We start from the raw sequence: 15808 nt of genomic DNA, 5'->3' as shown, positions 1-15808 counted from the left end.
GATCTAAACAACACCTTTTATTGTGGTTTTAATTCGTTTATTTTGCAAATTTCACTCCCATATTGAAGGCTTTCCTGCAGTCCAGTGGAAATACTTCTTTGCGTATTTTTGCTTTGTCTGCTTCATTAAATCTTGATGACACATATTTTGTGTAATCATCAAATTGATATGTATCTGTACTGACCAATGATTCTGAAGATCCGAATATCCTGCTCAATAACATCTTATTTAAATTTATATGAGAATCTATACCCAAAAGTTTCATAGTGGTTTCATCTGCACCCATTGTATATATAAAACCTACATGTATCTTTCCTGGGAATAATGAGGAACCAAATTCATCATACATTAGATATGGGAAAATTAGGCGTTCAAGAAATGATCTCATTTCACCGGTAACTGTACCTAGGTAGATGGGTGATCCTAGGATCATTGCATCAATATTCTCAACTTTATCCAGTATTGGTGATAACTCATCTTTATATCCGCATTTTCCGTAACTATCACCATCTTTTAGTTTGCAGGAAAAACAACTGGTACAACCTTTAAAGTTAAGATCATAGAGGTTTATTATTTCGGTATCTGCATTTTGAGACAAAGCTCCTTCAGAGGCCTTTTTTAATAGAGTTGAAGTATTCCAGGTCTTTCTAGGGCTGCCATTGATTAATAATATCTTCACTTTTTAACCACCTTACCTTTTTTTAATTGTGCTCTATTCGCTATTCCATAAATTTAAATCAATACATATCTTATAAATTTGCAATATTATTTATCTGATTAATCCTTTTTCAATATTACTAGTAATCAAATTATTAGTAATGGGAACAAGTTTAATATTCAAACTCTTAATTTTTAGCAAGCATTATATTCAGATTATACCATGATCCACCCATTTTTACATAATTTTATTATGATCCAGATACAAATTAATCTTATTTAATAAATATTTTAAGGACTTTTATATTCAAAGGGACCTATGAAAAACATGCCCATAACGAACTAACTATTTAAAAATATTATTCTTATTAAATATTGGAGAAGTTGATATATGAAGTACGATGTAGTAGTTGTAGGTGGAAGGTTAGGTGGCTCAACATCATCACTTTTTGCATCTAAAGGAGGTTTAGATGTATTAATGATTGAAAAAAGACAGGAAATAGGAACTCCTGTACAGTGTGCCGAGGCAACCACTAATGAAACATTTAATATTCTGGAAATCGAACCATCCCCCAAATATTTATGTACAGATATAAAGGGTGTGGATTTCTATGCACCCAGTGGCAAGCACTTCCGAGTTAAGGGTAATAATATGTATGGGTTTATGGAAGGATATGTATTGGAGCGAAAAATCTTCGACAAACAGCTTGCAATAGAATCAGCTAAAGCTGGGACAGATATAATGGTGAAAACTACTGTTAAAGAACTTATAAGAAAAGATGGTAATGTTTGTGGAGTTGTTGCAAAGCATCTTGGAAAAACTGTTGAAATAAAAGCAGATATTGTAATAGCTGCAGATGGTCTTGAATCAAATATAGCAAGGATGGCTGGTCTTAAAACTGTTAATAAAACAGAAGATATAGCATCATGTGCACAGTATGAAATGGTTGGTATGGATATTGATCCTAATTATCTGCAAATACATCACGGAGCAAAAATAGCACCTGGAGGATATTTATGGATATTCCCCAAGGGTGATGGAGTTGCAAATATTGGTTTAGGAGTAATAAATTCAAAGGAGACAGCTATCTACCATTTAAATAAGTTTATCAAAAAATTCGATGCAACACCTGTTGAACTCAATATTGGAGGAGTTCCGCTTGCAGGACCAATGGAAAAAACTTATTCATCGGGATTAATGGTTGTTGGAGATGCTGCAGGACAAGTTGATCCAATGAATGGGGCAGGAATACAAAATACTGTGAAATGTGGTAGAATAGCAGGAGAAGTAGCTGTAGAAGCCATAGAAAATGAAGATACATCTTCAAAATATCTTAAAAAATATGAAGATCAATGGAGATCAGCCATTGGAAAGACCTTGGAAACCTCGTTAAGATACCAGAAAATTTTTCAAAACCTCAAAGACGATGATTTCAATGTGCTAGCAGAATTTTTAGAAGGTAAAAATGTGGAATCAATATCAAAACTTTCGATACTTAAATTTTTAAAGAACTATCCTCATCTTATAACACTACTATTCAATGTTTTCATATTAAAACAATAAAATAACTCCCATATATAAGTTTAAGCTCTAAATAAATTATTAAGAAGTAAATATATAAAAATCTTGTAGTTATCCTGATTTATAATATCAAGATTTAAAAACGATATTAATTTGTTCTATACTGTTCATATAATTAGATAGTGAATATAGGGGGTTAAGCTATTAGAATAAATTATAATAAAGATAATCTTATCAAAATTATTAAATTGGGAAGGCCACAATTTACATTTGGTATTTTAATGTACTTTCTAATTGGTACATTATTTGCTCTTTTATTAAATGCACAATTTGTTTTGTCTAAATTTATTTGGGGTTATCTCATCCTTTTTATGGCCAGTATGGCCACTCATTACTCCAATGATTATTTTGATTATGAAGTCGACAAGTATGGTACAAGAACTCCCTTCTCTGGTGGAAGTATGATTTTAGTTGAAAATCCAGAGTTGAAAGAATTGTCTAAAAAATTAGCCTACTTTTTCATAGTCTTATCCATACTCATTGGAGCTGGTTTTACCATTTACTTCTCTTATCCTATTTCATTCTTCTTGTTTGTGTTGTTTGGAAATGCTTTGGTATGGTTTTATTCTGCGCCCTCTATAAAATTAGCTTATCGTGGAGTTGGGGAAATTGGAAATCTGATAAATGGATTTATAATGCCTGGTGCAGGATATTTTGTAACTATGGGCACAATAGATCTTCCTTTTGTAATTTTCTCAATTCCATTTCTATTTTTACAGTTCATGTTTTCCATAGGTGTTGAAATACCCGATTTAGAGGGAGATAAGTTGGGTGGTAAAATTACATGGATTGTGTCTAAAGGCCGTGAATTTGTTTTAAATTGATTGGAATATCGGTTGTATTGGCAACAATTTCTTTCCTGATTATACCACTTACAAATCTATTTCCTCAAATAATAGATTTCAGAATATTGGCTCTTATTTCACTAATCCCATTGAGTTTAGGGTTATATTCCTTTTGGAAAAGACCATTAGATAAAAAAAATGCCACTAAACTTGCTACACTTAACGTAGGATCACTATTTGCTATTTGGATACTTACTAATGTTTACTTCATTTATTTATTAAAATAGTAAAATCTCAAATTTATTGGTCTAAAACATAAAAAAACAAATATTAGTTAATACAAATTAATGATTAGAGATAATCAATTATAGGGGAGGTGAAAAAATGGTGGAAACACAACAAGCAAATGGTGGGTCACTGGTGGGTCTTGCAATTATTTTCCTAATTATTTTATTACTATTCCCAGCATTCGCACTTTGGTTATTATATGTAGCAATAATAGTAATGCTAATTACCGGAATTATATCGTTAATAGCAAAATAATTCCAATTGGTATTACTAAAATATTCAATTACTATTTTTTTTTGAATTTCCAGTTATAATCATGACTTAAAAATTAATTTATAGAATCATATTTTGAGACAATAATCTATAAATATTATAAAAAAAATTAATTTATACAATTAATTATATTAAATATTCGAGATAATTACGTGATCAAGATTTTTTTTTATATGATTTCTATTTAAATTAATTTATTTAAATATCAATAAATGAAATATAAATTATAATAAACCAATAGTATTCATTGTATACAAATTAATGAAATTTAATTTTTTAATGAAAAATTTTTATTATATTTATAAAAATATCTAGGTGAATATAAAAATGGACGAACATGTTATTGAGGCCCTTGGAAAAACTAGGGTTAGAGTAAAGGATGGAAAAGTTGTTGAGGTAGGAGAACCTAAAATTGATTACTGCCCAATATTTGACAAATACAGGGGAATAAAACAGTTTACACCCGAAAATATCAAAGAAAACATAGAGTTTCGTATAAAAGATTTTGGGATGTGCACAGAGGATAGAACCATACGAATGAAGGATTTTTTATCTTTTGGAGTTTCAGAAATACTGACAACTCTTATTGTGGAAGGAGAAATTGACAGCGTTGTAAGTGTTTGTGAGGGATGTGGAACAGTTATATTAACCGAACCCGAAATAGTGCAGGGAACAGGAGGTAGAGTTTCTGGACTTTTGAGTACCTCTCCTTTATCTAATGTAATTAAAGAGATTGGAAGTGAAAATGTTCTCGATCCTGAAAATGCTTTAATTGACCAGATAAAAGGAACATTAAAAGCCATAGAAATGGGGTACAAAAAAATCGCTGTTACAATTGTTTCAGCAGCTGATGCAAAAAAACTCAGGGAAATTGAAATTGAAAATAAAGGCATTAAAATTTATATTTTCGCAGCACATGTGAGTCAAACCTCAAAAGAAGATGCAAAAACAATATTTGATAATGCAGATGTTGTAACTGGATGTGCATCCAAGTATATAAGAGAAATTGGGGGAGAAAAAGAATGTTTCAAGGCCGGAGCTTCCATACCAATATATGGTGTAACAGAGGCAGGTAAAAGATTTTTAAAAATGAGGATAGATAAAATTGGTGGTTTAAAGGAAAAAAAGGATGCAAAAATACCTAAACCATTAATTTAATCCTATTTTTTATTATTATCTAATTTTAATCTACGAAAATATTGTGTAGTTTTTTAGTATATTTTATTCCAAAAGAAATTACTGCATAAAATCTATAAATGAAGAATTCCATTGGCCATCAGCATTTATTTCTTCTATGAGTTCAGAAGTGATTTTTATTTCTGTTTTTATTCGTTTTATGTTGGATTTCTGTATCATTTTAAAGTTAAATGGAAGTTTCAAACTGGTTTTAGATACTCTTTCTGTAGCTTTAAATTTAATTTCTTCCAAATCCATAATCCTTTTTTCAAGTAATTTTATAACCTCATCTTTATCCAAAATACAAATATGAAATAATGATATTCCAAAATGAGTTGCTTGTACATTGAAAGATTCCAAACCTAATTCTAGTGAATCATTAAGCGCTTTTTCACCTTTTTTAGTTAAAGTGTATATGGTTTTTCTATTTCCTTCATATTGAATTTCACCGGTGATGTAACCTTTTTTATGTAAATTTTTAATGGTTGTGTATATAGAAGAAACATTCATAGGGAACCAATCCTGAATTTCCGGGCGTTCCATTAATTTGGTTATTTCATATGGGTTCAAAGGTTTTTTCCATAAGAGCCCGAGCACAAGATTTGAAAGTTTTGATACTATTTCAATCACCATCCATAAGTTTTCGTTTAATTAATAATTTATATTCAAAGATTTTAAGCATACTTCAGTTAAATTAATGATTAATACATGCCTTTGATACGATATAGATTATATTTGGATAAAAAATCTTTTTTATTTAAACTGTTATCCATGAATAACTTTTAAAATATATCCCAAGTCCTAAAATTCCCTTAGCATCCTTTGAGATATCTATCAATCCTGTAGATGATCATTCATACCTATTTGCATGGTATTGTCAAATATCCTAAATTGTTTAATTATCTTTTCCATTAGGCTCCATTCGATAGTTAAAGGTATCTTTCAATATTAGATTTTTACTGGAAAATGTTTTATAGCCCTTTCTATCTATAAAAACCCATCTTAAATTTACTAATATATATTAGTACTTATATATATTAGCATTAATTTATATTTTTTTTGATGTGGATTAGGAAAAAAATATTTGTATAATGAATTTAAGCCCACGAAAAATATGAAATATAAATCACAAACAAATCGTGTATATTTTCAATTAATAAATATTTCATTAATTCAATTCACTGGTGTTTTTGTTTGTTTTGCAGGAGGAACATATCCTTTTAAGAGTAATGAAAGGGTTAATACAGAAACTGAACTTAATGCCATTGCTAAACCTGCAAATTCTGGCCTGAATGTGATACCATAAAAGGGATATAATATTCCTGCTGCAACCGGTATTAGCACAACGTTGTAGGCAAATGCCCAGAATAAATTCTGTTTTATCTTTGACATAACTTTTTTACTCAATTGTATACTTGCAATAGCATCGTTTAGGTCATCTTTTATTAGAACGATTTCACCACTTTCTATAGCCACATCGGTACCGCTTCCTATTGCAATTCCAACATCTGCCTGGGCTAGTGCTGGTGCATCGTTAATACCATCACCTACAAATGCAACAACCTCTCCTGCATCTTGAAGTCTTTTAACTTCATCAGATTTATCCTGGGGTAAAACCTCTGCAATTACATCATGAATTCCAGCCTGTTTTGCTATGGCCATGGCTGTTTTTTCATTATCACCCGTTATCATAACCACTTTAAGGTTCATTTTTCTAAGGCCTTCAATGGCTTCGCTGGCATTTTCCTTTAAAGTATCTGCTATTGCAATTATACCCGATAATTCGTTATCAATCCCAATTAAAACTGCAGTTTTACCGGCAATTCCAAATTCAGATATTTTTTCATCATATTCATCAGATATCATGAATCCATTACCTTTTAACATAGCTTTATTTCCTATAAGTACCCGTTTACCTTCAACTGTTGCTACTACTCCTTTTCCACCAACAGTATCAAAATTCTGACTTTCAACCAACTCTAAATTTTCTGCTTTTGCTTTCCTGACCAATGCTTCTCCAAGCGGATGTTGGGAATTTCTTTCAACACTGGCAGCGAATTTTAATAATTCTTTATTATCAAATCCCATGGTAAATACATCTGTAACTTCGGGTTTACCCTTGGTGAGCGTTCCTGTTTTGTCAAATAGTATGGTGGTAAGTTTTTCTGATATTTCCAGTGCTTCACCATTTTTAACCAAAATTCCAAAATCAGCCCCTCTACCAATACCAACGGTAACCGCTGTTGGTGATGCCAGTCCCAGTGCACATGGGCATGCAACAACCAGAATAGAAATCAGAACTGTGAGTGCAAATATAAGGGTTGTTCCAGAAACAAAGTACCAGAATAGAAAGGCTGCAACTGCTATTGTCAGTACTGTTGGTATAAAATAACTTACAGCTGTATCTGCTATTCTCTGAACATCCGGTTTTGAACCCTGGGCATCTTCTACCAGTTTTATAATTTGAGAAAGTACAGTATCCTTTCCTATTTTAATGGCTTTAAATCTTATTATTCCATTTTGATTTATTGTTCCCCCTACAACAGATTTCCCCGCTTCTTTTAAGACAGGAATTGGTTCTCCGGTAATGGCAGATTCATCAACGTAACTTTCACCACTTACCACTTCACCATCGGCGGGGATCTTTTCACCAGGCTTAACAACTACAAGATCATTCATTTGAACATCTTCAATTGGAATTTCAATTTCCTCATTATTTCGGAGAATAGTAGCAGTTTTTGCCTGTAATCCAATAAGTTTTTTTATTGCTGTTGAAGTTCTGCCCTTTGCTCTGGTTTCTAAATATCTTCCTAATGTCAGGAATCCTGCTAATAAAAGTGCAGTATCATAAAATAAGAATTGTGGATTTAACACAATACTAAATGTGCCTAAAACACTTGCACCATAGGCAACTCCCACACCCATAGAATACATAACATCCATATCCAAATGTCTGTTCTTTAATGAACGGAAACCAGCAGAGAATATTGGATAACTTACATAGATAAAGGGTATTATTGATACCAATAAACTGAATAGTGAGAAGGAAATTGGGAGTGGCCATGTAACAAAGGTTAAAATTCCCAGTGGAATTCCAAAACCAAACGCAACCATCATACGTTTTCTTTTAGTTTTAAGATCTTTCTCCCTTAATTCTTCTTCAAGATTTTCGGACTCTTTACCTTCAATTCCCAGATATTGATAGCCCAGATCCTCAATTGCATTTTTCATATCTGTTATGGAAACCATTATAGGATTATATGTAACATATGCTTTTTCAGATGTGAGATTAACAGTTACATTGCTAATTCCATCAAGTTTACCTAACACATCTTCTATGGCCTTTACACACATAACACATGTCATTCCACCAATTTTAAGTACAACCTTTTCATTCACTACTCCATATCCTGCTTCTTCTACTGCATTTTCCAATTTAGCAAGTTTCAATTTTTCAGGATCATATTCAACAGTTGCCTTTTCTGTACCAATGTTAACATTAGCTTCATCTACTCCCTCAAGACCTTTCAATGATTTTTCAACATTTAATGCACACGATGCACAACTCATTCCAGAAACTTTGATCTCTGCCTTTTTTTTGGATTTTTCTGCCATTTATTTTCCCCATAATTGTTAACGTAACATGTTATTTGTTTTTCTTGTACTAATAATTTTTATCTAATATTATGTGAGGTACTAATAATTTTATATGAAAGATTATTTGTGTTCAACTCGATTTGAATTTGTATTTAGGTTTACAGAAAAATAGATTAATAAAGGATTATGAATAATAGTTAAAGAGTTAATTCAATAACGGTGCTTAAATATGATTGTTATAAGAAGCGATAAAGAAGATGCAAAGGAGAAGGTTGAAAAACGTAAAAGCCGATCATTTATACCGTTTATTAAACTTGTGTTAACATTTTTAGTTTTATTTATATTGATCCCTATAGGAATTACATTGTTACTTCACCTACCATGGTATTTGTCATTTATTTATCCTTATGGAATAGTAATCGGGATAATTTTAATAATATCAGCAGTATGGACCATATATAAAGGTATTAAAGATTTGAAATTAACATATTCTGCATCGGGATATGAAAACGAAGATGAATTGGTTACTACAGGAATTTATGGATACACACGTAATCCTATGTATTTTGGAGCTACCATTTTGATCTTGGGATGGTTCTTGGTTTTACCATTCACATTCATTTTAATTAGTTCTGTTTTATTCCTGTTTTTATTCTATTTCACAGCAAAATCAGAAGAAAATCAATTATCCCAAAAATTCGGGAAAAAATACCTCTCATACAAGAGAAAAGTACCATTATTTATCCCCTATCCAAAATCATATAAAAAATAGCCAAAAGGAATTTATGGCATCCCAATGGATTCAAAAATTAGTATAGTCAATAGTAGTATTAGTCATAGTACTTATTGGAATAAAAAATTCTAACCTAATTATCTTTTTTTGATCTGTCTGAAAAATATTTAATACCCAATAGTTGTTTATATTGTTTTAACTATTTTAATATTCTATTAATTTCAGGATGAAAAAGTTAAACTAGATTTTAATAGTAATAAACTCGTATTAATGGTTTTTATGGTTTAAAACGAAATTTTATTAAGTAACAATAAACAATATAAGTATAGTTAAAACATTTTTAATTTTTTTTATAGGAAGTGGAAAAATGGTTAAAATACCCGAATTAAAAAGGGGCATTTCAAACAACATTACAGAAACAATTGGGAACACTCCCCTAGTAAGGTTAAATAAAATAACAAAAGACTCAAAAGCTGATGTTGTGGTTAAACTTGAATCATTCAACCCCCTATCAAGTGTTAAGGACAGAATTGGAGTTGCAATGATAGAAGCAGGCGAAGAAGCCGGAGTAATTACTAAAGATAGTATACTCATCGAACCTACAAGTGGAAACACAGGAATTGGCCTTGCATTTGTTGCAGCACAAAGAGGATACAGACTTATCCTGACCATGCCCGATACAATGTCAATTGAACGTAGAAAACTACTGACTCTGCTCGGAGCAGAGATTGTATTAACACCAGGTGCTGATGGAATGAAAGGAGCCATTGCAAGAGCAGACGATCTTGTAACTGAAATGCCAAATGCTGTGATGCCACAACAATTTAAAAATCAGGCCAATCCTAAGATACATGGGGAAACTACTGCACAGGAAATATGGAGAGATACAGAAGGAAAGGTAGACATATTAGTTTCAGGAGTTGGAACAGGCGGTACAATAACAGGTGTGGGTCATGCGCTTAAAGAACTTAAACCTGCAGTTAAAGCTGTAGCTGTTGAACCTGCTACATCCCCTGTGCTGTCTGGAGGAAAACCTGGACCTCATAAAATACAGGGTATAGGACCGGGGTTTGTGCCTGATGTGCTTGATACAAAAGTTATAGATGAAATTATACAGGTTTCAGATGACAATGCAGCAAAAACTCTTTTAGCACTTGCAAGAGAAGAAGGAATACTTGCAGGAATATCCTCAGGCGCAGCAACCTATGCAGGACTTCAACTTGCCAAAAAAGAAGAAAACAAAGGAAAACTCATAGTTGTAATCCTACCCGACACAGGAGAGAGGTACCTTAGTATGAACTGGGTTTTTGAAGAAATATTCAAAACAGCAGAATTATTAGATTCCAATATCTAAAAATAATTAGAACCAAATAATTTTCCCAGAATATTGATTATAATAATATTAAACTACACTATAAACATTCTGGGATTACTTCACATTAAATCAACCCAAAGGGTGAATAAGGATAGAGTAAATTTTAACACTATTTTTTTTTTATTGTTTTAAATTCAATTTTAATGTGTTTATAAGCTAATTTGGCCCTTATGATATTCTATTTAAGTTCAAAGAAAAATTATTTAAATTTAGATGACAATATATAATAATGGTGATAAAAAATGGTAGAATTTATTGGACATATTGTTGGACATACTGGACAAGACAAGTCTACTATATTAATTTCTGATGTGACTATACCTTCTGATAAGTTGGATCTAATTAAAGAGAAATTTTTAGAACACGAATATGTAACAAATGTTGAAATTCAAAGGAAAAATAGGGAAATTGATTTATCATTGAATCGTTCAATGGAAGAATGTCCTGAATGCCCAAAGATTTTAAAAGAATATTATAACTCCATTATAGATGATATTAAATAAACCTATATTATTCTTTTTTTAAACCTCAATTTATTCATATTATTTATTATTATTCTGGAATATACTTAGAATAATATTTAGTCCAATCTTTTTTCCAGTTTCATAAGAAAATTTTCTTTTCTTGTAATGGTTTGTTAAGATAATAAACCTCGAAGTATAATATTATAAATATTAAATAGGAGGTAATTTAATGGTATTTGACGTTACAACTACAATGAACTTAATTTTCTCTTTAATAATTGTTATATTAGGGCTTTGGGTTTTCAAAATTAAAAAATATCTTTTAGCTTTATATATCGCCCTTGCATTCGCACTTTTTGCTTTTTCACAACTGGCAATACTCTTGGGCAGTACAAGTACTAATATATTAATAATTACATTCAGATCGTTAGGATATTTGGTTATAATATTTGCCCTACTAATAGAAGCACTTAAAAAATAATATAGTTGGAGTTACCAACTCTTTGCTGATTAAAATAAAGAAATATTTTTATCCAAGAAAGATAATAGTTTAACTGGAGAATTATGATTGAACTATTATTCTTTCTAATACTGGTTTTTATTGTTGCTGTAATCTCCAGTAAAATTGATAAACTCCCAATCAGCGCTCAGATGATATTCATTTTTGCAGGAATCTTGGTTGGTTGGCTTGTTACAGGTTATATTGACGTTACAAAACCTCCAGTATCTACAATAGTATTATTGATAGCAGAAATAGCTCTGGTACTGGTACTTTTCACAGATGCATCACGTGTTAATTTGGGTGATATTAAATTAAACAGTTTAACTACGAGATTACTGAGTATTGGACTCATTTTAACCATAGTTCTTGGAATTACTTCGGCTATTTTAATATTCACCAATCTTACTTTTTGGGAAGCAGCAATAATAGGTGTTGTTTTAGCACCTACTGATGCTGCTTTAGGACAGATTGTAGTAAATAATAAAGCTATACCCAGTAGAATTCGTGAAACACTAGAAGTTGAAAGCGGATTAAACGATGGATTATCTGTGCCCTTTTTGCTAGTATTTATTGCAATAGGTTTAGCAGAAGAATCATTTTCTCCAACAGGATATTTCATTCAGACAGCACTCGAACAGATAGGTTTAGGTGCGCTGGTGGGTATATCGGTAGGATTGATCGGGTCTGCAATCGTCATCAAATCCCGAGACAAAGGATGGATCACTCCAGAGTATCAGAGAATTGCATTTCTTGTTTTAGCCGTTCTTTCATTTATTATAGCCGATGAGATTGGAGGTAGTGGTTTTATTGCTGCATTTGTTGGTGGTTTAGCAACGGGATATATTACAAGGGATGCAGGGAAAGTTATGATGGATTTTGCTGAAGCTGAAGGTCAATTTTTAAATCTTACAGTTTTCTTCCTATTAGGGATTATACTTGCAGGTTTGATTCCGTTTATTAGTTGGCAGATTATTATCTATGCAATTTTGAGTTTGACTGTTATACGCATGTTACCTGTGGCCATATCTCTGATAGGTACTCACGTAAGTTGGGATTCTGTTTTATTTATGGGTTGGTTTGGTCCACGAGGACTGGCCTCAATAGTTCTAGCCCTTATTGCTTTAGAAAGATTGGGCAATTTCCCCGGGCAAGATACATTTATTTTAGCAGTATTTGTTACTGTATTTTTCAGTGTGGTTGCGCACGGTTTAACTGCTTTACCATTATCCAAATTATACATTAAAAGGAATAAATCTAAAAATTAAACAATTAAACCTAATTCATTTTTATCCGATCAATTTTTATATACATCAATTTGAATAAAAAAAAGTCTTATTATGTAATTCATCTATATCTACTGCATCTTAATTCAACTTTTAATTCTTCCAGTCGTTTTTCAACTATAGAAAGATCAGAGTCAGTAAGTAATTGATGCTTTTTGTAGATCATTTCCAAGTTTTTTATCCTTGATTTAATATCCATTCTTGATTCTATCAATTTATTCACCATCTATTTCTGTTTAAGTAATATATAAGTAACAACATAGACCATCCGATATTTTGTACAAATTAGAAATGAAATTATAATGAAAATGAGAGATATATGGCCTATAGTTCTTATAATTCTCTCTGTAAAATTTTTTATTTATAAATCGGAGGCGAGCAGGGATATATACTTTTTCTTCAAAAAATAATCGATACACATTTTTATAAAACTAATATAAAGCGAGATTTCCCTGCTCTATTATTGTAATTGTTGTACATCCTATATACAATTTATCATTTTTAATAATGAACTTTAGAAGATTTTAATCTGAACATGTAATTTGACATATCATTCTAAAAACAAAAATTAAGTAAACTGGTAAATTAAAAAAATAAAAAAATTCTAATTCTAATAAAAACATAATATCAAAAACAATGTTAAAAATCAAAACAATCTATGAAACTGCAGAAAACCGTGATGGTTTTAGAATATTAATTGACAATGAGTGGCCCAATAGAATATCCAAAGAAAAAATGGGAATAAATCTATGGATTAAAGATATAGCACCTAGCAAGGAACTTAACAGTTGGTTTAAAAACAATCCATCTAAATGGAATGAATTTCAAGAAAAATATTTAAAAGAATTACATAATAATAAGAAAGTCATCAAGGAATTAAAAATTCTAACAAAATTTAACAAAACAGTCACACTAGTACATTCAAACGAAGATAAAAAGCATAACAGCGCTCTTATATTATTGAAATTACTTAATGAACCACCAAAACAGATTAGAACAGGAATTTCAAGAACTCATGGATGCTGAAAAAATTGTTATGACCCAATTGTATAAATTTCTGAACAAATATGATTAAATTATTTTTAAATAATTTGCCAATGCTACTGAAACAATACTAGTGTATGCTTCAAGAAGATGTTTCTGTTCATTTGTAATATCTGATTCATATGGTGCAACTCCTAAAACACCTAATTTTAAATCATGAGCATTTAATGGTAGGTAATACCATTTCGAAGATGCTAATGTACTTGTACCATATCCAGCAGATTTATCATGCTCAAAAACCCAATTAGCCACCCCCAGATCGTCATCATCAAACTTAATGTTATCCCCTTTACGTGATGCCACTTTTAGATTATTATTATCATCAGGAATGATCATTACAACATCATAACTGAATAATTCCCATATATAATTGGTAATTCTATTTAAAAAATCGTCTAAATTCTGAGAAACCAACAAATCTCTACTAAAATCATATAATGACGCTATAAACTCCTCTCGCTGCCTTGTATTTTCGACCTGTTTTTTTACGGTATCTCCAAGGAAACTGATTATAACACCCACTATAAATAGCACAGCAAAAGTGGGTATGAAACGTAAATCCGCAACACTAAAAGTTAAATATGGTGGGATAAAGAAAAAGTCAAAGAATGCTACTGCCATCAAAGATGCTAGGATACCTCCCTTTCGTCCAGCAATCAAACCGCTGACAACTATAGGAATTATAAATATCATTGGAATATTAATCGCTTCTAAAAATGGACTTAAAAAAAAGCATATAACAGTTGTGATAATTATGCTTAAAAAACTTACAGTAAAAGGTTTCAAATAACTTTTAAAGTCCAAATAATCTCGTCTATCTATTTTTTGGACATGATATCCATTCTCACGGCCTTCTCCCCCAATGACAAGAACCTGAATTGGACTACCTTTCCTAATAATTTCATTAACAACCGATCCACGTACCCATGCTTCGATACGAGACCTTTCTGAATGGCCTATAATAATTAAGCTGATGTTTTTTGATTTAGCAAATGAAACAATTTCTTCGGCTATGTTAATACCAGTCAATCTAAAAACTTTGCCCCCAAGTTCTTCAGCTAGTTGAAGATTTTTTTCAAGCTGTAAACTTTCCTCATATCCCATTTTAAATTTATAAGAAGGCTCTACATATACTCCGAGCCATTCTGAATTAAAATTGTCGGCATATCTATGAGCCAGGCGTATCATGTTTTCTGATGAAGTTCTGGAATTTATACAGACCATAATTGTGGTACTGGCATCCCAAGGTCCTGAAACGCCATCTTTCTCAAGACGCTGTTTCATATTATAATCAACCCATCTTGTAGCATATCTAAGCCCTAACTCTCTAAGTGCCACTAAATTTCTTTCTTTAAAGAATTTTAAGACTGCTTGTTGCACTTTTTCGGGTATGTAAACTTTTCCTTCTTCTAATCTTTGAAGTAGTTCTTCTGTTGGTAGATCTACAATTTCTATTTTATCTGCAATATCAACTACCCTATCTGGAACAGTTTCCCTTACTTCAACCCTGGTTATCTGAAAAATAATATCCTTCAAACTTTCTATATGCTGTACATTTAAGGTTGTGTAAACGTTTATACCGGCATCCAGTATTTCTTCAACGTCATGATATCTTTTGGTATGCATTGAACCTGGTACATTGGTGTGGGCTAGTTCATCTACCATCACAAATTTAGGATTTCTTTCCAATATTCCACTAACATCAAGTTCCTTAAGTGAAATACCACCGTATTCTATCTTTTTTCGGGGTAAAATCTTCAACCCTTTCAGAAGTTCTTCAGTTTCAATCCTTCCATGTGTTTCAACAAGACCAACAACCACATCTTGCCCATTCTCTTTCATGAAACGTGCTTCAGAGAGCATTCGGTATGTTTTACCAACCCCTGCAACGTATCCCAAAAATATCTTTAAATAACCTTTTTTACGTTCTTTAACCTTTTCTTCTTCTTTTATTCTCTTTAGAAGCTCATCAGGATCAGGTCTTTTATATTCTTCGGTCATTCTTCACCTTTCAATTTCTGAAAATATAAATAATTAAATCATTAATAT

Annotated in this window: 15 protein-coding genes; 10 read left to right on the top strand and 5 right to left on the bottom strand. The window is 31.4% G+C overall.

Annotated elements, in window-relative coordinates; genetic code table 11:
* Positions 1-37: 37 nt before the first annotated feature.
* The gene (locus DL91_RS05245; RefSeq protein WP_048190543.1) at positions 38-679 is read right to left on the bottom strand and encodes a flavodoxin family protein; all 642 of its coding nucleotides are present in this window, start codon (positions 677-679) and stop codon (positions 38-40) included.
* 369 nt (positions 680-1048) lie between these two features.
* Between DL91_RS05245 and DL91_RS05240 the strand changes: the two genes are divergently transcribed.
* The 4 genes from DL91_RS05240 (at position 1049) to DL91_RS05230 (ending at position 4743) form a co-directional block, all read left to right on the top strand.
* Entirely contained in the window at positions 1049-2221 is a 1173-nt protein-coding gene (locus tag DL91_RS05240; protein ID WP_048190542.1) for an NAD(P)/FAD-dependent oxidoreductase, read from the top strand.
* A gap of 239 nt (positions 2222-2460) precedes the next feature.
* Positions 2461-3063 (top strand): prenyltransferase, encoded by a 603-nt coding sequence (locus tag DL91_RS05235; RefSeq protein WP_231551396.1) that lies wholly within the window; start codon positions 2461-2463, stop codon positions 3061-3063.
* A gap of 345 nt (positions 3064-3408) precedes the next feature.
* A complete protein-coding gene (locus DL91_RS13850; RefSeq protein WP_197050602.1) occupies positions 3409-3567 on the top strand; it encodes a hypothetical protein in 159 nt (52 codons plus the stop codon).
* A 345-nt stretch (positions 3568-3912) separates the two neighbouring features.
* Complete coding sequence (locus DL91_RS05230; protein ID WP_048190541.1) at positions 3913-4743, top strand: methanogenesis marker 8 protein; 831 nt, start codon at positions 3913-3915, stop codon at positions 4741-4743.
* Positions 4744-4821: 78 nt separating this feature from the next.
* On the opposite strand, the gene DL91_RS05225 is transcribed toward DL91_RS05230, so the two are convergent.
* Both DL91_RS05225 and DL91_RS05220 read right to left on the bottom strand, forming a co-directional pair.
* Positions 4822-5394: a PadR family transcriptional regulator gene (locus DL91_RS05225; protein WP_048190540.1), complete on the bottom strand. Its 573-nt coding sequence runs from the start codon at positions 5392-5394 to the stop codon at positions 4822-4824.
* Positions 5395-5934: 540 nt separating this feature from the next.
* Entirely contained in the window at positions 5935-8376 is a 2442-nt protein-coding gene (locus DL91_RS05220) for a heavy metal translocating P-type ATPase (protein ID WP_048190539.1), read from the bottom strand.
* Between the two features lie 211 nt (positions 8377-8587).
* Here DL91_RS05220 and DL91_RS05215 point away from each other — a divergent pair, with 211 nt between their 5' ends.
* The 5 genes from DL91_RS05215 to DL91_RS05195 all read left to right on the top strand — a co-directional run bounded on the left by DL91_RS05215 (position 8588) and on the right by DL91_RS05195 (position 12697).
* Complete coding sequence (locus DL91_RS05215) at positions 8588-9130, top strand: isoprenylcysteine carboxylmethyltransferase family protein (RefSeq protein ID WP_052374210.1); 543 nt, start codon at positions 8588-8590, stop codon at positions 9128-9130.
* A gap of 328 nt (positions 9131-9458) precedes the next feature.
* Positions 9459-10445 carry a cysteine synthase A gene (gene cysK, locus DL91_RS05210; protein WP_048190538.1) on the top strand — a complete coding sequence of 329 codons (987 nt, stop codon included), beginning with the start codon at positions 9459-9461 and terminating at the stop codon, positions 10443-10445.
* A gap of 263 nt (positions 10446-10708) precedes the next feature.
* Entirely contained in the window at positions 10709-10969 is a 261-nt protein-coding gene (locus tag DL91_RS05205; protein WP_048190537.1) for a hypothetical protein, read from the top strand.
* Between the two features lie 190 nt (positions 10970-11159).
* A complete protein-coding gene (locus DL91_RS05200) occupies positions 11160-11411 on the top strand; it encodes a hypothetical protein (protein ID WP_048190536.1) in 252 nt (83 codons plus the stop codon).
* 83 nt (positions 11412-11494) lie between these two features.
* On the top strand, positions 11495-12697 hold the full coding sequence (locus DL91_RS05195; protein ID WP_048190535.1) for a sodium:proton antiporter: 1203 nt from the start codon (positions 11495-11497) through the stop codon (positions 12695-12697).
* 79 nt (positions 12698-12776) lie between these two features.
* On the opposite strand, the gene DL91_RS13560 is transcribed toward DL91_RS05195, so the two are convergent.
* On the bottom strand, positions 12777-12929 hold the full coding sequence (locus tag DL91_RS13560) for a hypothetical protein (RefSeq protein WP_156096027.1): 153 nt from the start codon (positions 12927-12929) through the stop codon (positions 12777-12779).
* Between the two features lie 422 nt (positions 12930-13351).
* Between DL91_RS13560 and DL91_RS05190 the strand changes: the two genes are divergently transcribed.
* Positions 13352-13741, top strand: a complete 390-nt coding sequence (locus DL91_RS05190) for a DUF488 domain-containing protein (protein ID WP_048190534.1) — start codon at positions 13352-13354, stop codon at positions 13739-13741.
* A 45-nt stretch (positions 13742-13786) separates the two neighbouring features.
* Here the strand turns inward: DL91_RS05190 and DL91_RS05185 are convergent, their stop codons facing one another.
* Positions 13787-15760, bottom strand: a complete 1974-nt coding sequence (locus tag DL91_RS05185; RefSeq protein ID WP_048190533.1) for a DUF4118 domain-containing protein — start codon at positions 15758-15760, stop codon at positions 13787-13789.
* Positions 15761-15808 lie beyond the last annotated feature (48 nt).

This window comes from Methanobacterium sp. SMA-27 (genome assembly GCF_000744455.1).
Taxonomy (GTDB): domain Archaea; phylum Methanobacteriota; class Methanobacteria; order Methanobacteriales; family Methanobacteriaceae; genus Methanobacterium_B.
The sequence above is the reverse complement of the archived record's forward strand: the minus strand, read 5'-3'. Positions and strand labels throughout refer to the sequence as shown.